We start from the raw sequence: 25,407 nt of genomic DNA on the forward strand, positions 1-25,407 counted from the left end.
AAGTATTTGTTTAAAACCGTCCGCAAATTCTTCGGAGAAGCGATTGTCGTAACGCAAGAGGTCGATGATATTATCCAATCGCCTATCGTCAAAGAAAGTATCATCAATAACTCTGACTGTAAAATCCTTTTAGACCAACGAAAGTATATGAACAAGTTTGATGATATACAGGCGATGTTGGGGCTTACAGATAAGGAAAAAGGGCAGGTACTTTCTATCAATATGAACAACGATGCAAGCCGACTTTACAAAGAGGTTTGGATAGGCTTAGGTGGTACGCACTCGGCAGTCTATGCCACCGAAGTTAGTTTGGAGGAATACCTTGCTTACACCACCGAAGAAACCGAAAAAATGGAAGTGATGCAGCTTGCTGCTGAACTGGACGGCAATGTAGAACTCGCCATCAAGCATATCGCAATGCAAAGGCGGGACAAAGTAAATCAATAGTCAATTAACAATTTAAAAATTCAGAAACAATGAAAAAAGTATTGTATCTGGTGTGTACGGCACTAATGCTCGCCGTAGCACCGTCAGCGAAAGCTCAATTTGTAGTAACTGACCCTGCAAACCTGGCTTCAGGGATTATCAACAGTGCGAACGAAATCATACAGACTTCTTCCACTGTGAGCAATGTCGTTAAGAACTTCAACGAAGTGAAGAAAGTGTACGACCAGGGCAAGGAATATTACGACAAGCTGAAAGCTATCAACAACCTTGTGAAAGATGCCCGTAAGGTACAGCAAACCGTATTGTTGGTAGGCGATGTTTCCGAAATGTACGTGCAGAATTTTGGCAAGATGATGAACGACCCAAATTTTACACCGCAGGAATTGGTTGCCATCGGCAATGGTTATTCGGCACTGCTCAATGAAAGTACCGAACTGCTGAAGGAATTGAAACAGATTATAACCTCTTCAAGCCTTTCGCTAAACGACAAAGAGCGTATGGATATTATTGATCGTGTGTACAAAGAGGTAAAGGATTACCATAGCCTTGTACGCTACTACACCAATAAGAACATTTCTGTAAGCTACCTGAGAGCGAAAAAGAAAAAAGATGCCAAAAGGGTTCTTGAACTCTACGGAACCTCTAATCAAAAATACTGGTAAACTATGGAATGGGATAATCTTCACGAACTCCTGCGTTCGCTTTACGACGATATGATGCCGCTTGCAGGCGATATGGCAGCAGTAGCTAAGGGATTGGCGGGATTGGGTGCGTTGTTCTATGTGGCATTAAAGGTTTGGCAGGCTTTAAGTCGAGCAGAACCTATTGATGTGTTTCCGTTATTGCGTCCGTTCGCTTTGGGGCTTTGCATAATGTTCTTCCCAACCATCGTGTTGGGAACCATTAATGCAGTATTAAGCCCGGTGGTTACAGGAACCCACGCCATACTCGAAGACCAGGTGCTTGATCTCAACAAACTGCAACAGCAGAAAGACCAATTGGAATATGAAGCAATGGTCAGAAATCCCGAAACCGCCTATATGGCATCAGACGAAGAGTTTGATAAAAAGCTGGATGAATTGGGCTGGTCGCCATCGGACGTTGGTACAATGGCTGGAATGTATATGGACAGGCAAGCCTATAAGATTGAGAAAGCCATAAAGGATTGGTTTCGCAATTTACTGGAAATACTCTTTCAGGCGGCGGCTTTGGTTATTGATACCATACGAACATTTTTCCTGATAGTCCTTTCCATACTCGGACCAATAGCTTTTGCTATTTCGGTTTGGGACGGATTTCAGTCCACGCTCACACAGTGGATCACGAGGTATGTCAGCGTATATCTCTGGCTTCCTGTTTCCGATTTGTTCAGCTCGATGCTGGCAAGAATACAATCCCTCATACTGGAAAGGGATATAGCAATGCTTGCCGACCCGACCTATATACCTGATACGAGCAATACGGTGTACATCATATTTATGATTATCGGCATCATCGGATACTTCACAATACCGACAGTGACAGGTTGGGTAATCCAAGCCGGAGGTGCAGGAAACTTTACCCGCAACGTAAACCAAGCTGCAATGAAAACAGGGAATATCGCCGGAGCCGGGGCAGGTTCAACAGTTGGAAACATCGGTGGTAAACTGATGAATAAATAAACAATTAATCATTCTGAAAAATGGAATTTAAAACGCTAAGAAATATCGAAAACAGCTTTAGGCAAATAAGATTATATGCCATTGTGTTTGCGGTTCTCTGCATTGGCGTGGTAGGATATGCCGTATGGCAGTCCTACCGCTTTGCAGAAGAACAACGCCAAAAAATCTATGTATTGGATAACGGCAAATCATTGATGCTCGCCTTATCGCAAGATGCAAGTATCAACCGACCTGTGGAAGCAAGGGAACACGTCAGACGTTTTCACGAGCTTTTCTTTACGCTTGCTCCCGATAAAAATGCTATCGAAAGCAATATGAGCAGAGCGTTCAACCTTGCCGACAAAAGTGCTTTCGACTACTACAAGGACTTGTCGGAAAAGGGTTATTACAGTCGTATCATATCAGGAAACGTACAGCAACGCATCGAAGTAGATAGTGTGGTCTGCAATTTCGATACCCATCCTTATTCGGTACGAACCTATGCAAAACAATTCATCATTCGGTCAAGCAATGTAACCAGACGTAACTTGATTACTTCCTGCTACCTCGTCAACTCCGTTCGCTCTGACAACAACCCACAAGGCTTCAATATCGAAAAATTTGCAGTCGTGGAAAACAGAGATATAGAAGTCATCGAACGCTAAAAAATAATCTTATGGAAGCATTATCAGATTTAAACACGTTCGCAAAAATCCTTACAGAAAAAGGATATAACGGCTATTTCCATACGCAGGGTGCGTATGCCGGAAAGTTGAAAGATAGCATCAGCGATTACCTGGAAAGCTGCCAAAAAGGTGCAGATACTTTGCCTAAACAAGACTTGTTGTTGACAGGCTACCTACAATGGTCGGGAGAAGGCAAGCCAAGTGTAGAATGCAGTATGTGGGTAAATTATCTGAACGGCAAATTCTCACTCAACAGAATGGAAGTAGCAAGAAAAGACCAATTTGGGCAATTGCTAAAAAAATCGGAACTGACAAACCTCTCTTTAATAGTCGTACCAAATGCAATTGAGGTAATTGCTTTGGTTAATGATGAACAAAAGCAAAATGTGGGTAAAATCTCCAAGCGGTTCAAGCTCTAACATCATCATAAAAAATTAAGAGTATGAAAAAACTAAGAGCAAATATAGATAGGTATTTTGATAAGCTCGAGGAACGTTGGCAGGCATTGCCAGTGCGCAAGCAGCACCAATATACCCTGTGCTTTTTTGTGGGATATCTACTGCTTACCGCAGGTGTAATTTTCAAAGTCTGGTACGATACCTCAAAGTCCGGAAACGATATGATCATAGAGCATATCGAAAACCCTGTCCTCAAAAAAAATGGAAGTCCTGCAAGATTGCAGGATAGTGTATCAACAATTTTAAAAAATCAAATTTATGAAAGAAAATGAGAACAAAAAATCGGTTGTTCGGGTAACGGAGGGGAACCTGACAGCAACTGCTGATGTGTTGCAAGACGGCACACAGAATAATAAGGAGAAGCTCAAAAAGCCCTTAATCTTTGGTTTAATGGCGATTGTTTTCGTGGGTTGTATGTACCTCATATTTAAACCATCCGAAGACAAAAATACAATTGAAAATGTAGGGCTGAACGATGCGGTACCAGAGGCTACTGGAACTGGAATGCCTGCCGACAAAGGCAAGGCGTATGAGCAGGAAATGCTCGAACGCAAAGAGCAGGAAAAACGCAATGCGCTTGCAACGCTTTCCGACTACTGGAATACGGAAGATAAGGAAGAACCAACCGATGAGCAGTTTCCTGAAGATGAGGAAAGCAACGGCTTTGGCGGAGGTGGCAGAAATTCGGGAAGAAACGGCAATCCTGGGTTGAACAGCTACCGAAATATGCAAAGCACATTGGGTTCATTCTATCAGGATAATAATTCGGAAACAATGGAACTCCGCAGGCAATTGGACGAAATGAAAGAAAAGCTGGCTGAAAAAGATGTGCCTCCTGTTGCTACCGTAGATGACCAACTTAAACTAATGGAGAAGTCCTACGAAATGGCGGCAAAGTATCTTCCGCAGAATGCTAATACCGGAACTGCCGCCCCTGCTAATGGTGCTGTTCCGGGTGCTGTTGGTGCAGCGGGTGCTAATCAAAAGGAGCATTTTGTATCGTTTACGCCTGCAAGAAAAAACACCGTATCAGCCCTGTATCGGGAGCCTACGGACAGTGCTTTTTTAGCCGATTGGAGCGAAACAAAGAACCGTGGCTTTTATACTGCCGGTTCTGTGGAGCAGGTGGTACAACCTAAAAACAGTATTAAAGCCTGCGTACACGATGCCCAAACGGTTATTGGCGAAACGGGTGTGCGTTTGCGATTGTTAGAACCTGCCCAAACGCCACAGCGTACCATTCCAAAAGGAACGGTTGTAACTGCTAATGCCAAATTTCAGAATGGCAGGTTACAATTAAAGATTACCTCGATAGAACTGGAGGGCAGTATCATCCCGGTAGATATTACCATTTACGATTTGGACGGGCAGCAAGGCTTGTACGTTCCGTATTCTCCCGAAATGAATGCTCTTACCGAAATGGCAGGCAATATGAGCCAGACAGGTGGAACGAGCGTAATGCTCACACAGAATGCCGGACAACAGGTTGCCGCGGATTTAAGCAAAGGAGTGGTACAGGGAATTTCGGGCTATTTCGCTAAAAAGGTAAGAACCCCAAAGGTTACGCTGAAAGCGGGACATCAGGTCTTTCTTGTATCTAAAAAATAATGTTGAACTCAAATAAATAAAACAATGAAAAATCATTTTAAAACCTTTTGGGCAATTGCCCTGATACTCGGCTTTGCCGTAACCTCTTTTGCACAGGATAGCATCAGTATCAAAACACCACTTGCATTGGGCAAGATAGAACCGTATAAAATGGAAGTCACCTATGATAAGACTTCACATTTGATTTTTCCAACCGCTATCCGTTACGTGGATTTGGGAAGCGAATACCTGATTGCAGGGAAAGCGGAAGATGCGGAAAACGTGTTGCGTGTAAAAGCAACGGTAAGGGATTTTGAACCTGAAACCAATTTTTCAGTCATTACGAATGACGGGCGTTTTTACAGTTTCAATGTGTATTACAGTTCCTATCCCGAAGCATTGAGCTATGACCTGCTTACGATGCAAAAGGCAGTAGATAAAGCCAACGGAAACGATGTGCTTTTTGAGGAACTGGGCAACAATTCGCCATCGCTGGCAGGCTTGTTATTGGAAACCATTTACAAAAAGGATAAACGTATTGTAAAACATATCGGGGCTAAGAGCTTCGGCATTCAGTTTATTCTCAAAGGCATTTACATCCACAACGGCAAATACTATTTCCATACGGAATTGAGAAACCGTACCAATGTGCCGTTTCAGATTGATTTTGTGAATTTCAAGGTAGTGGATAAAAAGGTAGCCAAACGTACCGTAGTACAGGAACGCGCGATGATACCGCTTAGGACTTACAAGCCATTGGACGACATTGCCGGAAAAACAATCGAACAAAACGTGTTCCTGTTAGACCAATTTACCATTGCCGATGACAAGGTGCTGCTGATTGAGATTTTCGAGAAAAACGGAGGCAGGCATCAAAAGCTTCAGGTTGAAAACTCCGATTTAATCAAGGCTCGTTTGATTAACGATATGCACCTGAAATTTTAATAACCTTTTAAAAGTAATTATATGAAAAAGTATATCTATACCGTGATGCTCATCTTGATGGCCATCACGGTTACACAGGCACAAAGAATGCTCCCAAAACAAAGAGGGTTGGAAATAAGTGCAGGCGTACTATCCAATGATAAGATTGGTAATGATTATTACATCAGTGCAGCAATGACCGTAAACGGCAAAAATGGTAATTACCAGCTTTGGGCATTGGAATATACACATCAATACCACGACTACAAAGACCTCCGCATACCGCAGGAAACTTATACTGCTGAAGGTGGTTACAGTTTCTTCCTGTTGGGCGATGCCCGTAAAAATGTTACACTGAACTTCGGGATAACAGGCGTAGTCGGTTATGAAAGCATCAACCGTGGCGAAACGATGTTATATGACGGAGCAAAAATATTGAGCGAGGATAATTTTATCTACGGAGCTGGTGGACGGCTCACTTTTGAAACGTACCTGTCCGACCGTTTTGTACTTGTCCTGCAAGGACGTACAAAGGTTTTATGGGGTACGGATTTGCAACGGTTCCGACCATCCGCAGGTGTGGGATTAAGGTTTAATTTTTAAAACGTAAAAACAATGATAGCAATCTTCAATAAATTCAGAATAGGATTACTGCCGATATATGTAATGCTGGCAATCCTCACAGCTTCGGTTTCTTTGGTATCTTGTAGCAAAGATGATGAACTCGAAATACAGAACAATTTTCCTTTTGAGGTAAACGTGATGCCTGTTCCTAAAGATGTAGCCAACGGGCAAACGGTAGAAATACGCATTACCATACAGCGTAAAGGGAATTACAGCAACACGCAGTATTTTCTCCGTTACTTTCAGTTTGACGGACAAGGAACCTTGCAATACTACGATGAGCAACCGTATTTACCGAACGATTTATACCCATTGCCCACAGAGCAGTTTCGCTTGTATTACACTTCAACATCTGCCGTGTCACAATCTTTTGAGGTTTGGATTTCGGACAGCTTTGGAAATGAAAAGCAATTGAGCTTTGAGTTTAACAGTAGCGATTAATATTACTTATATAAAAGCAAAACCGACTGTTACAGGTCGGTTTTTTGCTTTCTGACAAAGTGTTCTTCTGTTCAAATTAAATAATTAGGTCAGCTTTTCTATTGGTCAATCTTTTAATTTTATTATGCCTGTTCTATATAAGTCCAATGCTTTTTGTAAAATGCCCTCAATTGTTCCTATGGGTAAGTCTTTATTAGGATTAACTCTAAAAATTTTCATTCGGGAACGATTACCTTCTTCCAATTCGGGATGACTAAGATATTTTCCTTCAACCATCAAAATATAGGGTTCTTCAGTCTTTTTATCTATCCACAAATAGCAAAACATTTTTTTCTTATAGCAGAAGCAAGGCATTCCCCATTTCCTGGTTTCATCAATAGCTGTATCCTGATTAAGAATAATGTCCCTTAACGCAAGTAAGCAACTCTTGTTGGGTTCTTCTTTATCCAAGTAAAAACTGTGAAGCTTTTCAACCATTTTATTTATTTTATTGCAATTAAAATATCTATCTCTGCATCTGCTGGGTTTTGTGCTTTCTCACCAAATACTTCAAAGTCTGCCGTGAACAGTCTATTTAGATCCATTTCCCAAATTTCAAACCATTTATTTATGACTAAGTCTTTCATTAAATCTCCTTTGGTTGAGAATTTAACATAGTTTCCACCCTTAATTGATTTACCTACCATTCCGACAGGAATAGTGTCTAAATTTTTCACTTTGCAACCCAGTATGGTCGTATAAGGCTTAGTATGGTCACTTTCATAATCCGTATAAATGGAATATATAGTATTGTCAATTTTGTTCGGAATTGCTTCCAGAACTTTATCATTTATAAATCTACCCCACAAATCCCCAATATCTTTTGCGACCTGATTGTTTTTATTTGTGGTTCTTACCGAAATACCGATTACTTTAAAAGACTCAATAGTTAATTTTTCCATTTCTTGAAATATTTTAGTTCAACCACAAAAATAAAATGGGGTTGCGACAACCTTATGTCAAGGGTCACGAAGAATATTTTTTCTTACAGATTTCAAAATATTCCTGCAAGGTCATTTTATGGGGTTCAAACTGTTCGTTGAGTGTTGTAAGGTGTTGAATTCTATCAAGTCGAAAGGCTCTGAAATCATTTCGCAACAAGCAAAAAGCAATAAGTATCCAGTTGTCTTGTGTACTGTAAATAGCAAAAGGCTCAATGGTTCTTTCCGTTGTTTGATTTGTATCCGGTGAATGATATTTAATCTTTACAAGATTGAAATTTGTTAAGGCCAATTGTAAGGTCGATAGAAAATTGCTTGTTCGGTTAACGCCTGTATTTTGCCTGCATACAACTCGGTCGGAGAGCAAGTTTGCTTTGTCTTTGGTATTGGTACGTAAAACGGATTTGATCTTATTGATGGCTTCCGAATAATCTTTTACAAATGAAGCATCTTTGTTTTTATTTATAAGCTTTTGGGCAGTTATTAACGCATTGGCTTCGCTTTCGGTAAACATTACGGGCGGAATTCTGTAACCTTCCATCAAGGTATAGCCTTTTCCTTCCTCTGTCAGAATAGGAACTCCCGCTTGTTCCAATGCTTTTATATCTCTATAGATAGTTCTGGTGCTAACCGAAAATTTTTCGGCTAATTGATTAGCTGTAATTAGTCGCTTTGTCTGTAATTGGGTTAGAATTGCAGTCAGTCTGGAAAGTCGTTTTGTATCGTTATCATTCATTGGAACTATTGTTAGTTCTTTTTTGCAGGTTATATGCTTCGTAAACAAGTATTTTCTGTTACTAAATTTCTTGTGGAAAGCAAACGTCAATTTACCACATAATTCATAATCTTGCACAATGGGTATTAACAGTAGTTAATTTTTTAATACCATATGTAAAGTGGGATACGGTTTTCCCGATGAATCCAATTCCGAACGACTTTTTGTTTCAAACCCACATTTTTTATAAAAACCTACTGCTTGTTCGTTTTGTTCATTCACATCCACTTTTTTTACATTCATTTTTTCAATTGAATAATTCAATAATATTTTTCCAATCTGCTTACCTCTATAGTCTGGATGAATGAATAACATTTCCAAATTTTGATCAGCTACTCCAAGAAAACCAGTTATTCGACCTTCCTCATTTTTTACACACTTCAATTCAACAGCATCTAGATAAATATTTAAGATAAGTGGTTTAAAATATTGAATATCCTCTTCTTTCAAAAAGTGATGTGTTGCTCGAACAGATGCTTCCCAAATATCGACCACTTCCTTATATTCTGTTTTTTTAATATTATCTATTTTGTATTTCATGTTATCTTAATTACTACTAACACGCAAATTTACGAAATAAAGCCTACGGCAAATATAGCTTTATGCCAAATACTGCCTTTCAAAGCCAATCAATACCACATTTTCCAAGCCTTTACAAATCCTTGATAAATTCGACTTCCACAGCAAAATTGAGCAAATAATGGAAGTTATCGCAATACAAAAGTCCGTATTGGACGGGATGAAAATGGAACTGAAAGCACTTTTGGAATTGACCGAAAATGCCACTCGGAAATATGTACCGATTTTCAACAAAGAAAAGTGGCTGGATAACCAGGAAGTGTGCCTGATGATGGGTATTACCAAACGGACATTGCAGACCTATAAAGACAAAGGATTGTTGCCTTATTCCAAACTGAACCGCAAGAATTATTACAAACTCTCGGATGTACAGGCTTTACTCGGAGTCGGACAACCGTATAATATCAAATACAATGGATTTACTGACGAATGAAGCTGAAGAAGTAATCGAACAACAGCAAATGATAATGCTGTTGAGAAACCGTATTGAAGAAATATTGAAAAACTATCGTCCTGTAATGAATGGAGAAATCTACTTGTCGGGCGAAGATGTGTGTAGGCTACTCCATATCAGCAAAAGGACTTTACAGCAATATCGTGATGATAATATCCTGCCATTTATACAAATTGGGGGTAAGATAATCTATAATGAAACAGATCTGGTAAGGATACTGGAAGAGAACTATACCGGGAAGAATACGGTCAATGATGGTTTCTGAACTTTCTTTTCAGATAATAGTACCGAAACAATAACCGGTCATACCATAAAGCGAAAATTAACAATCCTACCGGAAGCAAAAGAGTTCTTAATTCAAGATATGAATAAGTAAAGCCACCTATTATACAACCCAAAAAGAAACAACAGATGATTGCCAGCTTTAAGAATATACTTTTATTCAACTGTATCCGTTCTGGCCGATCTCTGTAAAAGAACAGCTGTGACAGTTCTATTCCCAGATCCGTGAACAAACCCGTTAGGTGGGTAGTTCTTACCACCGATTGGGATACCCTCGTTACCAATGCATTCTGTAATCCCATAGAAAAAAGTAGAGCTGACGATAATAGAATTGAAAACCTGGCATATTCATTCGGTAGTAAAAATGCTGAAAAACTCACCGCCAATAATATGATTATTTCAAGGAATATGGGTATAATATAAGGTGTTTGTGGTTTGTATTTTGAAACCCACTCCATAAGAAGACTTGAAACAAACGCTCCAAACAGAAAAAACAAAATGTAAAATAAATATGCAAAAGCCATTCTGTAATTTCTTAAAACAAGTTCCTCAGAAAAAAAAGCAAAATGACCTGTTACATTAGTAGTTAGCGTATGTAATTCTAAAACACCGGTAATGTTTACGACACCTGCTACACCGGATAATATTGAGGCTAATTTTAGGTTGTGCGTATAAGTACGACCTTTGCCTTTATGCCTAAACATTTGCTTCCTTTTGTTGTAAATTTACAAAATTGCTGTTGCCCCTTGTTCATAATTGTATATAATCTGTAACATTCGTACATTTGCTTTATTAAATATAGAAATACTTAAAGTGTTTTTGCTTTAAGTCCCACATTGAAAACTGGTAATTTTTAGACAACGGGACAATAAGGAAGAACGCTCATGCCATAGGCGTGGGCGCTCGCTTATTCGTTGTCGGGTATACCAGTACCTCAATGTGCGGTAAGTGTAGTTGCCTGCGCTTTCTTTTTGTGCAGGAAACTCCATTAACTCAAAATCTGACAATATTATGGAAACTGGTACAGCACAACAAAAAATCACTCTCGCATTTATCAACGACAAAAGCCCTATTTTAGATGGTATCTGCCAAGACCTTGTCGCTTCAGGAACTGAAGTCTTATTTCGTTCGGAAAGCATTGAAGATGGACTATCGCAATTATCAGAATTAAATGAACCTCCCAATGTTAGTATTATTGACCTTGATTTTTACGACAGGAATGTGCTGGCACAGATTCAAGAATTAAGGACAGAATATCCAACAATAAAGCTTATTGCTCATAGTGATATTGATGCTGAAAAAGTCGTAAAACCTCTTTTTGAAATTGGTTTTACAGGTTATTTGCTCATTGGTAGCGATGCAGACGATTTCAAGAAAGCCATTGAAGTTGTTATCAATGGCGGAAGATATTTTAGTGTGGGAGTAGCAAATATTGCACAGGAATATTTTAATAATGATTTTCATAGTGAATAAAGTAATTCATTCTACTAACTTATTAATAAGTTTTATTTCAGCCATATTCTTCATAATAGGAAAAGATTTATTCTGTAATTTAAGCAGTAATTATCCCTTTTGCTAGCTCATTCGCAACATTATTGGTATATTGCGATATTTAATTTTTACAGATAAATATGCCGAAAAAAATCAATCTAAAGGTTTTTAAAGACTTTGTACAATCAAGCAATTTTGGAGGTTTTCTCCTTTTTTTATGCGTAGTGATTTCATTGATAGTAGCAAATACATCACTTGCTCTCCCATTACAAAATTTATTGGATACAAAACTGGGTTATGAAAATGAAGCCATACACCTCAATTATTCCGTAAGTATGTGGATCAATGACGGATTGATGGCAATCTTTTTTCTGTTGGTAGGTCTGGAAATTAAAAGAGAAATTGTTGAAGGAGAACTTTCTTCTCCCAAGAAAGCTATTTTGCCTATCCTTGCTGCTATCGGTGGAGCAGTAATACCCGCATTGATTTATGTAAGTTTTAATTCCGGTAGTGAAACAGCTTCCGGCTGGGGTATTCCTATGGCTACGGATATTGCTTTTGCATTGGCCGTAATTTCGCTGTTAGACAAAAGAGTACCAACCAGTTTAAAAATATTTTTAGCGGCTTTAGCGATTGTGGATGACTTGATTGCAATTTTAGTCATTGCAATTTTCTATTCATCCGGAATTGAGTTAGGCTATCTAGGCTATGCCGGAATTGGAATGCTAGTACTGATTTTGATGAACCGTTTTAATGTTAAAAATCCCTATCTATATCTAATACCAGGAGTCTTTATATGGTATTTTGTGCATCATTCTGGCATTCATGCCACTATAGCAGGTGTACTGGTAGCTATGACCTTGCCAACCAATGATACAGAAGTTGAATCTCCGTTAGAGAAACTAGAACATGCACTTGTAAAACCGGTAAATTTTCTAATTATTCCCATTTTTGCATTCGCCAATACAAATATTACAATTCATCAGGAAATGATAGAAGGACTGACTTCCCCGTTAGGTTTAGGTATTTCACTGGGATTAATTTTTGGTAAGCCCATTGGCATTGTTGCAACCTCTTTGATATGTTCTAAGTTAGGGATAGGTCAACTTCCTGCAAACAGTAACCTTATTCACATTATTGGCTTAGGATTATTAGCTGGAATAGGTTTTACAATGTCCATATTTATATCTATGCTTTCATTTGACAATCAGGTTTTCATTGAAGAGGCCAAGCTATCTGTTTTAATAACATCACTCATTGCGGGTATCTTAGGATATGTAATTTTGAATTTATCAAGTAGAAGAAAGGGTAAAAAGACTGAAATTTAAATTCAGTCTTTTTTACTATAATATTTCTCCTTTAACCATAAACTTGCCCTTACCAATAATATGAGTACAGGAACTTCTACCAGTGGGCCGATAACACCCACAAATGCCTGTGGCGAATGAATGCCGAAAATCGATATTGCTACGGCTATTGCCAATTCAAAATTGTTTCCTGTGGCTGTAAATGCGATGGATGCGTTTTTGTCGTAAGGAACTTTAAGAGATTTATTGATAAAGAAGCTCACGAAAAACATCAACACAAAATAGATGATTAGCGGTATGGCTACTTTTACTACATCCATTGGTAATTCCAGTATTTTATCGCCTTTCAAGCTGAACATTAATACTATCGTAAACAATAAAGCGTATAAGGTAATTGGCGATATTGCGGGGACGAATTTTCGGTTATACCATTCTATACCTTTTGATTTTACAAGGAAGTAACGGCTTAAAAAACCTGCCAGGAATGGAATACCTAAATATATCAATACGCTTTCGGTAACATCTTTCATGGATACGCTTACATTGAAATTGGCTAATCCTAATTTTGCAGGTAATACGTTGATGAATAACCAAACTAAAAAGCTGTAAGTAAATATCTGGAAGATGCTATTTAATGCAACTAACATAGCTGTATATTCTCTGTTTGCTTTAGCTAAGTCACTCCAGACGATGACCATGGCAATACATCTTGCCAAACCTATAAGAATTAAGCCTGTCATATAATCGGGTTCGTGACGTAAAAACAAAACCGCTAATCCAAACATCAATACCGTGCCGATTACCCAATTGAGCAATAAGGATATGCCAATTACTTTTTTATCTCTAAATGCCTTGGGCAATAAGGAATAATCAACCTTTGCCAAGGGGGGATACATCATCAATATCAATCCTATTGCCAATGGAATATTGGTAGTACCAACAGATAAGCTGTTGGTTACATTGGAGATATTGGGAAAGAAATGCCCCAAACCCACGCCAATTGCCATTGCAAGGAATATCCATAAAGTAAGGTATCTGTCTAAGAATTTTAATTTTGGTTGCATGGCTAATTTGTAAGTTCTTTATATTGGTTTGATGTCAATAAATCTTCTAATTCTGTAATGTCTTTTATTTCAATTTTAATCAGCCAACCGTCTTTATAAGGATTGTCGTTTATGAGTGTGGGTGCTTTCAAAAGTAGTTCGTTCGTTTCAGTGATTTTACCCGAAACAGGCATAAATAAATCACTGACCGTTTTAACTGCTTCAACAGAGCCGAATACTTCGTCCTGCTGAAAACTATATCCAACGTTTGGTAAATCCGCATATACGATTTCGCCCAATTCACTTTGCGCAAATTCTGTAATGCCTATTGTACCTGTGTTGTCCTGTATGCTTATCCAGGTATGTTCTTTTGAATACTTTCTATCGGTTGGAAATTCCATTTTTATAAATTTTAGATTAGTAACCTCTTCTTAAATTTTCTGCGTATTCGTTTGGTAAAATGCTTTCTTCAACTGCTTTTGCAGCCCTTTCAATATCATAATCAAAGCGTATAAATTCTACACTGATACTATCTTTATCCAACACAGAACTGTTTTCATTAATCGTAAGCATTACATAACCGCCTCTTACATCGCTGTCCTTCGGTTTACCAACCGAACCGATATTAATGGCGTGTCGGAAATGATTTTGACCGTCAATACCCGAATTTAAAACTCTGTGATAAGGTTTGTGTGTGTGTCCGAAGCACATAATGTCTGCATCGGCTTGCTCCATAATGCGAAGCATACTTTTTTCCTCACGGTCTTCAAAAAGATATTCGTTTATTTTTCTCGGACTTCCGTGTACCAACAGCAAATTCAATTTATCTTCATTCAGTTGAAATTCTACTTTGATATGGGCTGGAAGTGTACGCAAATACGCTCTTTCTTCATCTTTCATCAAAGAATTTGTGAATGAAATAGAAATATTTCCGTTATCTTTTTCACTGTCTGTTTTGTAGGCACAACCGCATTCGTTGCTCATTCTGCCAATGCCAAAATCGTAATTTCCGGCAATGGTTGGTATTCTCCTTTTACGGATTTCGTTTACCACTTCGTTTGGCCAAATATTATAGCCCACCAAATCGCCCAAACAATAAATACTGTCTGGTTTTCTTTTTTCAACATCTTCAAAAAATGCTTCTAATGCAGGTAAATTGGCGTGAATATCACTGAATAATGCTATTTTCATTTTGTCTAATTTTTATTGTTTAAATATTTTGTTTAAGATAACTTTAGATAAGATTAAATAAATACCCTAATAATGCTCCTCCAATAACCACAAAGGCACTATTTATTTTTTTGAATTTGAAAACTACGATCGCACTTATCATTGCAATTAATATCGTCCGCCAATCAGTAATAGTTTCTTTGCCAATTGTAAGACAAATAGCGGCTATGATTGCAACAGATGCCACATTGACCGCATCGAGAAAAATGGACAGTCCTTTAGATTGGCGCATTTTTTTCATCAAGGGATTTAGCAATGCTACTAAAATAAACGACGGCAGAAAAATAGCAATCGTAGAAATAACTGCTCCGGATAGTCCGTTGATTTGATAGCCAATAAACGTAACTGAAGAAAAAACAGGACCTGGGGTAAACTGTCCAACAGCAATAGCATCCATTAATTGCTGCCGGGTGAGTAAGCCCGTTGCAACTAATTCCGTATCTAAAAAGGCGAAAAGAACATAACCGCTTCCGTAGAGGATAGCACCAATTTTCAGGAATATCCAAAATAATTTGGTATTTGTTTCAGACAGTAAGGGGCTTTGTGCGATTTGTAAGAATGCGAGCGGGATAAAACTTTGGAGCGTATTTTTTGTATCCTGAAGGTAATACAAGGCCATTGCCAGCAATCCCGCTCCAAACATCAAATAGATTTCACTAATGCCGAATAATGACAGTACCAAAACAAGAATACCTACAACCGCCAAGAATGTGGACTTGACAGATTTCTTTGCTAATGGAAAAACAGCTCCTATGATAATAGCGATGATTGCAGGTTTGATACCGTAAATAAAGGGCTGTACTTCGGGCAATTGTCCGTATTGCTGATACAACCATGCAAATATCCCGGTAATGAAAACCGCAGGTAAAATAAAGCATAACCCTGCAAAGATTAATCCTTTCCAACCGCCTTTGTCATAGCCGATGTGTATCGCCATTTCTGTACTGTTGGGGCCAGGAATGAGATTAGTAGCTCCCAACAAATCCAAAAAATGCTGTTCGCTCATCCATTTCTTTTTGACAACAACTTCCTGCTGCATCATAGCAATATGAACCGCGGGACCTCCAAAACCAATAAAACCGAGCTTGAGAAAGAGCTTGGCAATTTCCTTTATTTGAATATCACGCTCCATTTCTCATTACGATTTTATCAATAGACCAATTACCTCCACCTTTGATTAACAAAAACATACTTCCCAAAAGCATCGCCCAATCCGTACGGCTGCCGTGCAGCAATTCCCAAATACCCTCATTAGCCAAAATAGATGTTTTGGTCGTGGCAATGGCAACAAGCATAATGATGATGAGCGGAATACTTGCTAACCTTGTAAGCAACCCGAGCAAAATAAGTGCTCCGCAAAGGATTTCAAATATGCCTACAAAACTTCCAAGAAATTCAGGAGATGGCAAGCCAATTTTTTCAAACCGCCCGGCTCCCCGAAAAGCAGGAAACAGCAATTTTTGAATGCCCTCCGATAAAAAAACACCTCCAACAATCAGTCGGATTATGATTGTTGTCTTTGAATTATCTGTATGAATGATTTTTGAAAACATAAAAATTCAATTTTAACAACATCCGCCACCTGGAGTACAAGCATTAGCATTATTTACAGGCAGTTCCGCCAAATTTTTCTTTACTTTTTCGGAAGGAATACCGCAGGCATCTTGAGCCAAACAAGCTGTTGTTTTATTTTTCAGTACAAATGTCTCTCCGTTGAAATCCAAATCATACTTACCAATCGTTTCGCTTTGGTATTCCACTTCAATTTCCGCATCTTCTATGCCCAATTTTTCTTCGGATAGCTTGATGATGTTTAATAGCTTAGCTGGCTTTAATTTGTGCTCGAAATCGTCTGCATTCCATAATTGGAAGTTTACAACTTTTTCCGAACGGATTACGCCACCACAGTCTATAAAGTTTTTAGTAATTTGTCCCACTTCGGTAACGTGGAAATGTTCTGGAACTAAGGTTCCGTTTTCTAATTGAAATCCAACATTTACTAATGTTGGCAGGATTTCTTTAATTTTTGATAGCTTCATATTTCTGATATTAACTCAATAAATGTTATATTGCAATGTTACGATGATTTGGTGTTAAAAAAAGCTTAACAGCATTCTTTACTATTTACATTCTCGACAAAAAAGCTATTGAGTTCCTTCTTAATCTCATTCCAGACTGTTTCATTAATACAGTAACATACACTAGTTCCTTCTATATTTCCTTTAATGATACCAATATTTTTCAGCTCTTTCAAGTGTTGTGAAATTGTCGCTTGTGCCAATCCCAATTCTTCTACAAGATCATTACAGATGCAGGCATTTTGTTTAATGATATGTTGCAGTATAGCTATACGGGCAGGATGAGCCAGTGCCTTTAAAATACTAGCTAAATGGTTCTGCTGTTCTGTAAAAATTTCGGTTTTTGTGACACCCATCAGTTTTATAAAAATAAATATATCGCAATATTACGATAATAAATTTAAACAGCAATAATTTTAAAAAAAATTATTGCTGTAGTTGTAATATTAAACTTGGGTATTCCGATGCTATTTATTAGTCATTACTTTGTAGGTAGGATCTTCAATAATATTCACATCAATAACTGTTTCTGCATTTTTAAGTAATTGCCTGCAATCTTGGCTTAAATGACGTAAATGTAGTTTTTTACCTTCCTTGTGATACTTCTCCGTAATTTTATTTAAAGCTTCAATAGCAGACATATCAACTACTTTACTTTCCTTAAAATCAATTACAACTTCATTCGGGTCATTTAGTAAGTCAAATTTTTCAATAAATGCGGCAGTAGAACCAAAGAAGAGCGGCCCAAAAATTTCGTAATGCTTTACACCATCTTCATCTACATATTTTCTTGCACGTATTCTTTTAGCACTCTCCCAGGCAAATACTAGAGCCGAAATGACTACACCAATCAAAACCGCTAAAGCTAAGTTGTGCAATACTATGGTTATAACTGCTACCAACATACCAATAAAAATATCGTGACGAGGCATTTTATTAATAATTCGAAAGCTGACCCACTCAAATGTGCCTATAGCTACCATCATCATCACCCCGACTAATGCCGCCATTGGAATTTGCTCGATTACAGGACCTGCAACCAGAATGATTAATAAAATTGCTATAGCTGCAACTATTGCAGAAAGTCTGGCTCTTCCTCCAGCTCCGATATTCACTAAAGTTTGGGCAACCATTGCACATCCACCCATTCCGCCGAAGAAACCGTTGGTGATATTGGCTATACCTTGCGCCGCAGTCTCACGGTTAGATTGTCCTTTTGTGCTGGTTATTTCATCAACCATATTAAGCGTTAACAGACTTTCAATCAATCCAACCCCTGCCATTACCAAGGCATAAGGGAAAATAATTTCCAATGTTTCCAGACTAAAAGGAATAGCAGGGATATGAAATGAAGGTAAAGAACCTCCTACAGAGGCGATATCAATTACTTTTTTAGTATCGATGCCGAAAAAATATACAATACCAAAGACAACTATTATTGCTACTAAAGATGCAGGAACTGCCTTTGTAAATTTTGGCAATATAAATACGATGGCTATAGTTAGTAATGTCAGTCCAGCCATTAGATAAAGCGCCGGCCCCTGCATCCAACCTTCTATCCCGTTTTCTACAACTTTAAATTGAGCTACCTGTGCCATGAAAATGATTACTGCAAGACCGTTTAAAAAACCATACATTACTGGTTGTGGGATCAGGCGGACAAATTTACCCAGTTTAAAAATTCCTACTGAAAATTGCAGTACACCTGCTAATATAACCGCAGCAAATAGATATTCCACACCGTGTGATGCTGCCAATGCGATAAGTACTACTACCGTTGCTCCGGCTCCCCCAGAAACCATTCCGGGTCTGCCTCCCAAAATTGCAGTAACAATACCCATTAAAAAAGCTGCATAAAGCCCTGTCAAAGGCGAAAGCCCTGCCAGAATAGCAAAGGATAAAGACTCAGGTATCATGGTCATAGCCACCGCAAGACCCGCAAGAATTTCGTTTTTGTAATTAATTTTCTGTTTGAAATCAAACAAATTGATAATTTTCTGCATAAAAATTTATGTTTAAAGTGGTAAAAATGTAAATAGAAAAGTTTGTACACGAAAGCAAAACCTTCGGGTACGACAGAGAAGCCAATAAATTAAAATTGGGAAATATAACAGTTAGCCTAAGATCAAGGCGGAGTAACTTGGGATGATATTTGTACTGTTCTTTTCATTGAGTGGTGCAAAAGTACAATTTATAGTTATTGTACACAATTTAACACCAAAAAAACTAAAAAAAATTGTTTTACAACACAGAATCTTTTCTTTGATGGCTATGTGAAAAGAAATCGTTACTAAATACAACAAATGGGATAATGAATATCCCACGCAAAAACTCGCAACCTGTTTGGTAAAATGTAAGGAAAGGTAATTGTGAAATGGTACATTTTAACAAAGGGGTTGCATCCGCTTTAAACCGCAAAAATGCGTTTCCGACCGAAGCGAGGAATTGCATTTTTGCCCGCCGATTTAGGCTTTTAGGCAACTTTTATCGGGTGGGTGCGGAAATCTTTCAGATTGTGAAAAAATCCTTTGTATTCGGTCATTCCCCTGCGAAACAAGTTCCATAGCAAAGAACAACCCATTTGGGTCAATGATGAATTGATAAACAAATCTTGGTGTTCCAATGCTTCGGCAAGTGAGCAACTTGGCGTGTTATCCTCTTGTTCGGATTGCTTCAGCAATTCGCCAAACTCATCAGTAACAAATGGCAGGCTTGCCACTGTTTGGTATTTCTCTGAATTGGGTTGCTTTATCTCTCCGATAGTAGATAGTATTACTTGTCCTGTATCTTGGCTATTGCCAAAATCCAACCAATATTTTGGCACATCTTGATAGTATCTGCGATAGCTTATTTCTTTAAGAATTTCAGCAACGCCAAACCTCGCCTGTACATTATCCACGCACGTAATAGTAATGATTGCCCTTGCGTCTTCGGGCAATCTGCCGAACTTATCCTTTTCAAATTTTACTGTTTTAGCTTTCCAATTTGTACCTGCCCAACGGTTGCAACGATTGATTAAAGCAACGGATTTGTATAATCCTGTTTCACTTTCTGCAAAACGCTGTCTGCCCAAATTGGCACTCGTGATAACATCATCATCCCAAAGGCGGACTTGCAACCCTGCGTGTCCTAATGCTATCAAACTTTCGTTTATTTCCATTAAGGCGGTCAATACTTTTGAGCCTGTACCACCTCCTCCGATAAGGTTTACCGAAATCGGATTGGTAGGATTGAGTAAATAGTTGTCCGTAAAATGAACTGCTGTTTTTGTCGTATTCATCACAATAGATTTTTAAGGGTTTTGTTATTCTTTTTTAATACTTCTTTCGGAAAGGGTTTATCTGTGCTGATAAGGTCTTTCCAAAGGGTTACAATGTTTTTTTTCGTTAAGTTTTCGCATAATGAATGACTGAAATAAGAATTGAAAAAATAATGTTCCCACGCCTGTATAAATTCCTCAACCGAAGCCGAATTTTTAATGTCAATACTCACAGTACCCATACATACATTGCCCTTTTCGTAGATATTGAAGAAAGGTGCATAATACAATGGCGTTTTCTCGGTGGGTCTTCTGTCGTTTGCTAAAGCAAATACCGTAAGACTGCTTTTATTGGCAAACCATAGCATTGGCGGTACTTGTGCCTTGCCGTTGGAAATACCTAAACTATCCACAAAATATATCTGCCTTTGCTGTGTTTTGGTGTACCATAGCACTGTACCTTTTTCGCTCGGATTAATATGCAGAATGTTGGTCGGCAAAATTCCCTTTGGCTTTAAAAAGGCTTTGCTATTTTCTTCATCGGTCTTTAGAGCCTTTGCCAATACATTGGCTTCTTTTACTGTCAATGGGTGAGCATTGATAGGCGTTCCGTTGCTATCCATATCAAAATACTCCACATACACATCGGTATTTGTGCCTATGGTTTCGTAAAAAACCAAAGCAGATTTCGGATGGTACAATGTGCCAAAATTTTCGGTGATGTCGTTTACGATGTTCATTTTTCTGTTGTTTTATAGTCGTCTAATATTGTGCAGAGGTCATCCAATAAGGCAAACAGGCGGTTCTCAAAATCGAGATTTGTTGTTGGTATTTCACTTACGTCAAATCGCTTGGAAATGGTTGGTTCTTCCATTGCTCCGTACTCGCTAAATTCATTGTTGATGGTATCGGAAAGGCTTCCGTATAACCAACCTTTGATATCTGCAATAAATGAAATGTACTTTTCCATTCCGATTATTTCATTCTCGTCATTATCATAAGGGTCTTTTTCGGGCAATGTTGCGTTTCTGAAAATATTTTCGCTTGGATATTCAGTATAAAGGGCAAACGCATTGCGAGCAATTTTCCAACATTCGCTATCGAACGTATCAACACTTTTAAATCGGTTCAAACGCTTTTCAAATACCTTTAGATTGATGTGGTTGAATAGCTTTTGTTCTATTTTATCGCCAATGTATTCGGCATTTCTCAACTCACGTTTGTTGGTTTCGGTTTCTGCCGTTTCCTCGTCCTGTTCCACCCAATCATTCATCGTTTCGTAAAGCCAATACAAATAACTTTCTTCCTGCCTGTAATAGGGAATTAGGACGATGTGGTACAGATAACTGCATACCGACAGTAAAAGTTGTGCGGTCTTTTTACGCTTCGGGTCTTTGAGCATTTTAAACAGTGGCTTAATGGGAATATAGTACAAAGTTGTACCTGTATTGTATCGTTCCTCACTCACAAAATAGGTTTTACCGCTATTCTGTATCAATTTGAAACCATCCCAATTGATATTGGTACGCTTCAATTTAGTTTCCATATCCCACATAGACAATGTTATATTGTAGGGAAACTCAAAATCTTGGGTTTGCATTGGCTCAATGCTGTAATGCTCGGCAAGTCGGGAAAGGGACTTGTAAAAATCCCTCTCCGTTTTCTGACAAGCCTGTACGGATTGTGCTGTTTTCAGTTTAGGCAGAAATGTACATTTTAGAATAGCATTGGCAACATTGCTATCGGTACGGATTTCTGTTTGTCTTTCTGCACTTGGTTGGCGTCCTTTGGTCTTTGCATCCAATTGGCGAACTCGCCCAACTGTCGGTGTAACTGCTGTTGTCGTTTCTGTTCGGGTATGCTGATAACTCCCGATATGATGTTGCGCTGCATAATTCATCGTTTTAAAATTTTGGTTTAACCTTTCGTACCCATTACGCTCTCAAATTTGTACTCGACTGCATCGTCTTTTATTTGTGGTGCTGATACTTTTGCGGTTGTCAAAATCGGGTACATATTGGCGTAAAAATTCATTACGGCTTCCACGCTCCAACGTGGTTCGGGGTCGGTCAGTCTGATGTCCTGTCCTTTATCTTTGAGTATGAAAACTCGCTCTAATTGCGTTGCTAATAACATAACTTTCTGATTCTGGGGTTAACACTTTTATTCTTCTTCGTCCGCTTCATCAATAGGATAATCGGCAGTAACTGCTTCCTCTGGCGATTCATGTGGTGCTTCTTCCGTTGCTCCGAAAAGGCTCGGTGTTGCAAACTTGTCGGACAATGATATTTTGCGTTTGCGTATCTCGTCCGCTTTTTCGGGAAACTCCGTTATATCGGGAACTTTTATCCACGCTTCACGGAATTTGCCCTCTTTTTCCAACTCGTCCGCCTTTGCCATTGCATCTTTAAACTTCTTGTCTTTGGCTTCTTTTTCTTTTTTCTCTTTTTCGGTTTTTGCTTTCTCGATTGCCGATTGTGCTTTGGCTTCATCAAGTTGCTTTTGAAATTTTTCCATATCCACCATTAAGCCCGATACCTTTTGTATCGGTGTTGTTATCTGCTCAAAAAATCCCTCGTCAAACTCTTGGGGTGTGGCGTTGAATGTCAATGGGGGAATACCGTTTTTGGCACTATCTCCGCATTGTTCGTTGTTAAGCAATACTGTTACAATTAGGTTGCTTTCTATTCCTTTTGAAATGTTCAGTTGCAATACTCCTGTAAAGTCTAACTGCTGTATCTGATTGAAAAAATTTGTGTTCATCGTTCTAAAATTTTAAAGTGTTGTTACTTGTTCTTTGATTGCTGTCAGTTTCTCATACATATCCCTCCAATAGGCTTTTTGCCTTTTGTCGAACTCCGAAAAACGTTTGTCTTCATGGTGGTATTCTTTGTAATCTGCTGTTATTCGGATAGCTTCGTCAAGGTCTGTTACTTCGATTTGGAAACCGTTTAAATCAATTATTTTCATAGTGTTGTAATTTTACGTTCCAAAAGAGTTTCCAATATCTCGTAATCGCTTTCGTATTCTTCGCCCTCAAAGTGATAGAGGTCTGTTTCTTCGTCCTGCTCGTAGGTTTCAAAATCATCACCGCCCAAAAATATATCGCTGAGTATGCCATCCCGATAAGTTGCTCTCCCGTAAACAAGGTTTCCCATTTCTTCATAGTCCTGTACAAAATCCACTTGGTAGTATTCTGATATCTTTTGAATAATTTCAATATTGGGCGACCATTTTGTTTCATATTGAAATTGCCCTTCATCGCCCTCGTTCCAATAGATATTGAAGAAATACCCACCGTTGGTATCTTCCATAAATTCGGGTAGCTGCCCTTCTTCGGTTTTTTCTTCCTTTTCCTTCATTGATTGGAAAAGTTCTTGTATTGCTGTGATTGCTTCGGGTTTCCCCTCGAATACAACCGTATTACTGCACCAATTTGCCATAACTTTTGTTTTTAGTAGGCTACCACCGATTAAAGCGGTAGCCTGTAGTTAGTTAATTAAGATTTAGGATTTCCGCACCGTCTAAAGCAAATTCGTTACACAAGTCAAATGCTTTCTGTGATTTGAGTTGGGCAGTACCACCCAATACAATGCTTTGTAATTTGGCTTCGTCATTCTTGTAATTTCTCACGTTCTGATAGTAGCCTGTAACAGCGTTGTATGCTCCGAACAAAGTGCCTTTTGTCGTGTCCATTTGCTGTGTATCGCTTATCATTGCGTATGCAAATGCGTCCTCAACGGTATTTTTGAATACGGTGGAAATTTCATCCATAGCACCTTTTTTCAGCAAATCAAAGGTTTCCTTATTCGGGCAAAGTGCCAATTGGATTAGCTTTTTAACCTCTTGGTCTGTTACCTTTACTTTTGCCCACTCATTAAAAATGCCCTCTAATTGGTTGCTAAATGTATTGGCAAGTCCCATAATCTTATGGGCATTCTCAACACGTTGTTTTGCTCCCGAAGTGTGTTTGATGCGGACAACATTAGTCATACTGCGTAATGAAGCGTTTAAGGTATTTTGACAAACAATTCTGATAGGCGTGAATGCGGCTGTGATACTTCCGCTACCATCGTGCGAAGTGGTTAGGAAAATGTACTTTTCAGTTACATCGTCGCCATTGCCTACACGGATATAATCGGGCAATTTGGCTGTGATAAATATGCGTTCTCCGTTGCCTAATGCTCCTGCGGTTTCGTACAGAATACCATCGCCACCACCTACAATAGCATCAAAGAAATTAAAGGCTTCACGGTTTTGTACAATGTGGTAATCCTTACCGACTACTCCCAACACTGCATTGTTATCGGTGCGTATGTTGGCAAAATAGTTAGGAACTTCTAATTCACTACTGCCTATCTCTATGCCGTTAGCTGTTTCGATAATGCCCGAACCTTTGGTAAATAGTGGGGATTTTACGACTTCGTAATCTAATCCTGCGTGTTTGATAGCTTCCTCGCTTGTCGGGTACTGTTCTACGATTTGCCCCAAGTTGTGCCACGCTTTTTGCTGAACGCTGAAAAATGAATAACGTCCTGTTCTCTCGTTGAAATTGATATTATGTGCCATAATGTTAAAAATTTGATGTTAAAAAATGATTGAATACTTGTTGTTAAAATGGGAGGTCGTCCTCTGCTTTATTGTTGTTTGTGTTTGTGGTAGCTTGTGCCGTTTCCGATTTTTTGCCACCGCCGTGCAATTTGATTTGTGAGGTATGGAAATTCAGTCCTGCTCTTGGTTCTCCATCATTACCTGTCCACGCTCTTGTGCTTACTCGTCCTGATAGTTCTACCAAAGTGCCTTTTGTGAGTAGCTTGGCTACATTCGGGGTTATCCAATAGGAGCAGTCGAAATAGGTTGTTTGCTCTATGCGTTCGCCCTGTTTGTTACGGTAGCTGTCGTTGGTCGCTACTGAAAAATTTACTACTTGTTTGTCCTGTGACGTTGTGCGTACTTCCGCATCTCTTGTCAGTCTTCCTGTAATGGTCATGATTTCTACTTTTTTGCGTTATTAATTTTGTTCTGATTTTTCCCTTGATTTATTCGGCAATGAGAGGAGGTGCTGAAGTTTCGTTTCACTCTTTTGCCATTTCCAATGCTGTATTTTTTCATTTCTGACATT

At 38.7% G+C, this 25,407-nt stretch carries 36 protein-coding genes; 14 read left to right on the forward strand and 22 right to left on the reverse strand.

Features of this window, described 5'->3' with window-relative positions:
• The 10 genes from AQF98_RS19340 to AQF98_RS19385 form a co-directional block, all read left to right on the forward strand.
• Nucleotides 1-447 (forward strand): TraG family conjugative transposon ATPase (locus tag AQF98_RS19340; protein ID WP_152969770.1); only part of this gene is annotated, 447 nt, incomplete at its 5' end.
• A 29-nt stretch (nucleotides 448-476) separates the two neighbouring features.
• Complete coding sequence (locus tag AQF98_RS19345; RefSeq protein ID WP_055133638.1) at nucleotides 477-1,109, forward strand: DUF4141 domain-containing protein; 633 nt, start codon at nucleotides 477-479, stop codon at nucleotides 1,107-1,109.
• 3 nt (nucleotides 1,110-1,112) lie between these two features.
• Nucleotides 1,113-2,108, forward strand: a complete 996-nt coding sequence (gene traJ / locus AQF98_RS19350; protein ID WP_055133639.1) for a conjugative transposon protein TraJ — start codon at nucleotides 1,113-1,115, stop codon at nucleotides 2,106-2,108.
• Between the two features lie 20 nt (nucleotides 2,109-2,128).
• Nucleotides 2,129-2,752 (forward strand): conjugative transposon protein TraK, encoded by a 624-nt coding sequence (gene traK, locus AQF98_RS19355; RefSeq protein ID WP_055133640.1) that lies wholly within the window; start codon nucleotides 2,129-2,131, stop codon nucleotides 2,750-2,752.
• 11 nt (nucleotides 2,753-2,763) lie between these two features.
• Nucleotides 2,764-3,192: a hypothetical protein gene (locus AQF98_RS19360; RefSeq protein WP_045756192.1), complete on the forward strand. Its 429-nt coding sequence runs from the start codon at nucleotides 2,764-2,766 to the stop codon at nucleotides 3,190-3,192.
• Nucleotides 3,193-3,215: 23 nt separating this feature from the next.
• Nucleotides 3,216-3,503, forward strand: a complete 288-nt coding sequence (locus AQF98_RS19365) for a hypothetical protein (protein ID WP_045756193.1) — start codon at nucleotides 3,216-3,218, stop codon at nucleotides 3,501-3,503.
• Complete coding sequence (gene traM / locus AQF98_RS19370; RefSeq protein WP_055133641.1) at nucleotides 3,490-4,839, forward strand: conjugative transposon protein TraM; 1,350 nt, start codon at nucleotides 3,490-3,492, stop codon at nucleotides 4,837-4,839. Before AQF98_RS19365 ends, traM begins: the two co-directional genes overlap by 14 nt.
• A gap of 24 nt (nucleotides 4,840-4,863) precedes the next feature.
• Nucleotides 4,864-5,763: a conjugative transposon protein TraN gene (gene traN / locus AQF98_RS19375; RefSeq protein WP_055133642.1), complete on the forward strand. Its 900-nt coding sequence runs from the start codon at nucleotides 4,864-4,866 to the stop codon at nucleotides 5,761-5,763.
• A gap of 21 nt (nucleotides 5,764-5,784) precedes the next feature.
• Nucleotides 5,785-6,345, forward strand: a complete 561-nt coding sequence (locus tag AQF98_RS19380; RefSeq protein ID WP_055133643.1) for a conjugal transfer protein TraO — start codon at nucleotides 5,785-5,787, stop codon at nucleotides 6,343-6,345.
• 12 nt (nucleotides 6,346-6,357) lie between these two features.
• The gene (locus AQF98_RS19385; protein ID WP_055133644.1) at nucleotides 6,358-6,807 is read left to right on the forward strand and encodes a DUF3872 domain-containing protein; all 450 of its coding nucleotides are present in this window, start codon (nucleotides 6,358-6,360) and stop codon (nucleotides 6,805-6,807) included.
• Between the two features lie 105 nt (nucleotides 6,808-6,912).
• On the opposite strand, the gene AQF98_RS19390 is transcribed toward AQF98_RS19385, so the two are convergent.
• The 4 genes from AQF98_RS19390 to AQF98_RS19405 form a co-directional block, all read right to left on the reverse strand.
• Nucleotides 6,913-7,284, reverse strand: coding sequence for a DUF1801 domain-containing protein (locus tag AQF98_RS19390; protein ID WP_055133645.1), 372 nt, complete (start codon nucleotides 7,282-7,284; stop codon nucleotides 6,913-6,915).
• A gap of 5 nt (nucleotides 7,285-7,289) precedes the next feature.
• Complete coding sequence (locus tag AQF98_RS19395) at nucleotides 7,290-7,748, reverse strand: GyrI-like domain-containing protein (RefSeq protein ID WP_055133646.1); 459 nt, start codon at nucleotides 7,746-7,748, stop codon at nucleotides 7,290-7,292.
• Nucleotides 7,749-7,812: 64 nt separating this feature from the next.
• A complete protein-coding gene (locus tag AQF98_RS19400) occupies nucleotides 7,813-8,523 on the reverse strand; it encodes a YafY family protein (RefSeq protein WP_055133782.1) in 711 nt (236 codons plus the stop codon).
• 135 nt (nucleotides 8,524-8,658) lie between these two features.
• Entirely contained in the window at nucleotides 8,659-9,102 is a 444-nt protein-coding gene (locus AQF98_RS19405) for a GNAT family N-acetyltransferase (RefSeq protein ID WP_055133647.1), read from the reverse strand.
• A 160-nt stretch (nucleotides 9,103-9,262) separates the two neighbouring features.
• On the opposite strand from AQF98_RS19405, the gene AQF98_RS19410 reads away from it, so the two are divergent.
• On the forward strand, nucleotides 9,263-9,574 hold the full coding sequence (locus tag AQF98_RS19410; RefSeq protein ID WP_034727230.1) for a helix-turn-helix domain-containing protein: 312 nt from the start codon (nucleotides 9,263-9,265) through the stop codon (nucleotides 9,572-9,574).
• On the forward strand, nucleotides 9,555-9,860 hold the full coding sequence (locus AQF98_RS19415; protein WP_034727231.1) for a helix-turn-helix domain-containing protein: 306 nt from the start codon (nucleotides 9,555-9,557) through the stop codon (nucleotides 9,858-9,860). Before AQF98_RS19410 ends, AQF98_RS19415 begins: the two co-directional genes overlap by 20 nt.
• Here AQF98_RS19415 and AQF98_RS19420 read toward each other — a convergent pair.
• Nucleotides 9,844-10,581, reverse strand: coding sequence for a YoaK family protein (locus tag AQF98_RS19420; protein ID WP_034727234.1), 738 nt, complete (start codon nucleotides 10,579-10,581; stop codon nucleotides 9,844-9,846). The genes AQF98_RS19415 and AQF98_RS19420 overlap by 17 nt on opposite strands.
• A gap of 307 nt (nucleotides 10,582-10,888) precedes the next feature.
• Between AQF98_RS19420 and AQF98_RS19425 the strand changes: the two genes are divergently transcribed.
• Complete coding sequence (locus AQF98_RS19425) at nucleotides 10,889-11,350, forward strand: response regulator transcription factor (protein ID WP_034727237.1); 462 nt, start codon at nucleotides 10,889-10,891, stop codon at nucleotides 11,348-11,350.
• A gap of 158 nt (nucleotides 11,351-11,508) precedes the next feature.
• On the forward strand, nucleotides 11,509-12,696 hold the full coding sequence (gene nhaA / locus AQF98_RS19430; RefSeq protein ID WP_034727241.1) for a Na+/H+ antiporter NhaA: 1,188 nt from the start codon (nucleotides 11,509-11,511) through the stop codon (nucleotides 12,694-12,696).
• 2 nt (nucleotides 12,697-12,698) lie between these two features.
• Here the strand turns inward: nhaA and arsB are convergent, their stop codons facing one another.
• The 17 genes from arsB to AQF98_RS19515 all read right to left on the reverse strand — a co-directional run bounded on the left by arsB (nucleotide 12,699) and on the right by AQF98_RS19515 (nucleotide 25,275).
• Entirely contained in the window at nucleotides 12,699-13,739 is a 1,041-nt protein-coding gene (gene arsB, locus AQF98_RS19435) for an ACR3 family arsenite efflux transporter (RefSeq protein WP_034727244.1), read from the reverse strand.
• A 2-nt stretch (nucleotides 13,740-13,741) separates the two neighbouring features.
• The gene (gene gcvH, locus AQF98_RS19440) at nucleotides 13,742-14,119 is read right to left on the reverse strand and encodes a glycine cleavage system protein GcvH (RefSeq protein ID WP_034727246.1); all 378 of its coding nucleotides are present in this window, start codon (nucleotides 14,117-14,119) and stop codon (nucleotides 13,742-13,744) included.
• A gap of 16 nt (nucleotides 14,120-14,135) precedes the next feature.
• Nucleotides 14,136-14,909, reverse strand: a complete 774-nt coding sequence (locus AQF98_RS19445) for a metallophosphoesterase (RefSeq protein ID WP_034727251.1) — start codon at nucleotides 14,907-14,909, stop codon at nucleotides 14,136-14,138.
• 43 nt (nucleotides 14,910-14,952) lie between these two features.
• Nucleotides 14,953-16,080, reverse strand: a complete 1,128-nt coding sequence (gene chrA / locus AQF98_RS19450; RefSeq protein WP_034727253.1) for a chromate efflux transporter — start codon at nucleotides 16,078-16,080, stop codon at nucleotides 14,953-14,955.
• Nucleotides 16,070-16,501, reverse strand: a complete 432-nt coding sequence (locus AQF98_RS19455; RefSeq protein ID WP_034727255.1) for a DoxX family protein — start codon at nucleotides 16,499-16,501, stop codon at nucleotides 16,070-16,072. The genes chrA and AQF98_RS19455 overlap by 11 nt, the downstream gene beginning before the upstream one ends.
• Nucleotides 16,502-16,513: 12 nt before the next feature.
• Nucleotides 16,514-16,987 carry a DUF6428 family protein gene (locus tag AQF98_RS19460; protein ID WP_034727258.1) on the reverse strand — a complete coding sequence of 158 codons (474 nt, stop codon included), beginning with the start codon at nucleotides 16,985-16,987 and terminating at the stop codon, nucleotides 16,514-16,516.
• Between the two features lie 65 nt (nucleotides 16,988-17,052).
• On the reverse strand, nucleotides 17,053-17,382 hold the full coding sequence (locus AQF98_RS19465) for a helix-turn-helix transcriptional regulator (RefSeq protein ID WP_002978307.1): 330 nt from the start codon (nucleotides 17,380-17,382) through the stop codon (nucleotides 17,053-17,055).
• Nucleotides 17,383-17,493: 111 nt separating this feature from the next.
• Nucleotides 17,494-19,029, reverse strand: coding sequence for a SulP family inorganic anion transporter (locus AQF98_RS19470; protein WP_034727262.1), 1,536 nt, complete (start codon nucleotides 19,027-19,029; stop codon nucleotides 17,494-17,496).
• Between the two features lie 470 nt (nucleotides 19,030-19,499).
• On the reverse strand, nucleotides 19,500-20,306 hold the full coding sequence (locus AQF98_RS19475; RefSeq protein WP_055133648.1) for a PRTRC system ThiF family protein: 807 nt from the start codon (nucleotides 20,304-20,306) through the stop codon (nucleotides 19,500-19,502).
• Nucleotides 20,306-21,025, reverse strand: coding sequence for a PRTRC system protein B (locus AQF98_RS19480; protein ID WP_055133649.1), 720 nt, complete (start codon nucleotides 21,023-21,025; stop codon nucleotides 20,306-20,308). Before AQF98_RS19480 ends, AQF98_RS19475 begins: the two co-directional genes overlap by 1 nt.
• A complete protein-coding gene (locus AQF98_RS19485; protein WP_055133650.1) occupies nucleotides 21,022-22,185 on the reverse strand; it encodes a hypothetical protein in 1,164 nt (387 codons plus the stop codon). The genes AQF98_RS19480 and AQF98_RS19485 overlap by 4 nt, the downstream gene beginning before the upstream one ends.
• A gap of 17 nt (nucleotides 22,186-22,202) precedes the next feature.
• Nucleotides 22,203-22,421, reverse strand: coding sequence for a PRTRC system protein C (locus tag AQF98_RS19490; protein ID WP_037438461.1), 219 nt, complete (start codon nucleotides 22,419-22,421; stop codon nucleotides 22,203-22,205).
• Nucleotides 22,422-22,448: 27 nt separating this feature from the next.
• The gene (locus AQF98_RS19495; protein ID WP_055133651.1) at nucleotides 22,449-23,048 is read right to left on the reverse strand and encodes a PRTRC system protein E; all 600 of its coding nucleotides are present in this window, start codon (nucleotides 23,046-23,048) and stop codon (nucleotides 22,449-22,451) included.
• A 12-nt stretch (nucleotides 23,049-23,060) separates the two neighbouring features.
• The gene (locus tag AQF98_RS19500; RefSeq protein WP_055133652.1) at nucleotides 23,061-23,255 is read right to left on the reverse strand and encodes a hypothetical protein; all 195 of its coding nucleotides are present in this window, start codon (nucleotides 23,253-23,255) and stop codon (nucleotides 23,061-23,063) included.
• Nucleotides 23,252-23,728 (reverse strand): hypothetical protein, encoded by a 477-nt coding sequence (locus AQF98_RS19505; RefSeq protein WP_055133653.1) that lies wholly within the window; start codon nucleotides 23,726-23,728, stop codon nucleotides 23,252-23,254. The genes AQF98_RS19500 and AQF98_RS19505 overlap by 4 nt, the downstream gene beginning before the upstream one ends.
• 52 nt (nucleotides 23,729-23,780) lie before the next feature.
• Nucleotides 23,781-24,854, reverse strand: a complete 1,074-nt coding sequence (locus AQF98_RS19510) for a DUF932 domain-containing protein (protein ID WP_055133654.1) — start codon at nucleotides 24,852-24,854, stop codon at nucleotides 23,781-23,783.
• Nucleotides 24,855-24,897: 43 nt separating this feature from the next.
• A complete protein-coding gene (locus tag AQF98_RS19515; RefSeq protein ID WP_055133655.1) occupies nucleotides 24,898-25,275 on the reverse strand; it encodes a single-stranded DNA-binding protein in 378 nt (125 codons plus the stop codon).
• Nucleotides 25,276-25,407: the final 132 nt, after the last annotated feature.

Source organism: Pedobacter sp. Hv1 (assembly GCF_001412215.1).
Taxonomy (GTDB): Bacteria; Bacteroidota; Bacteroidia; order Sphingobacteriales; family Sphingobacteriaceae; genus Pedobacter.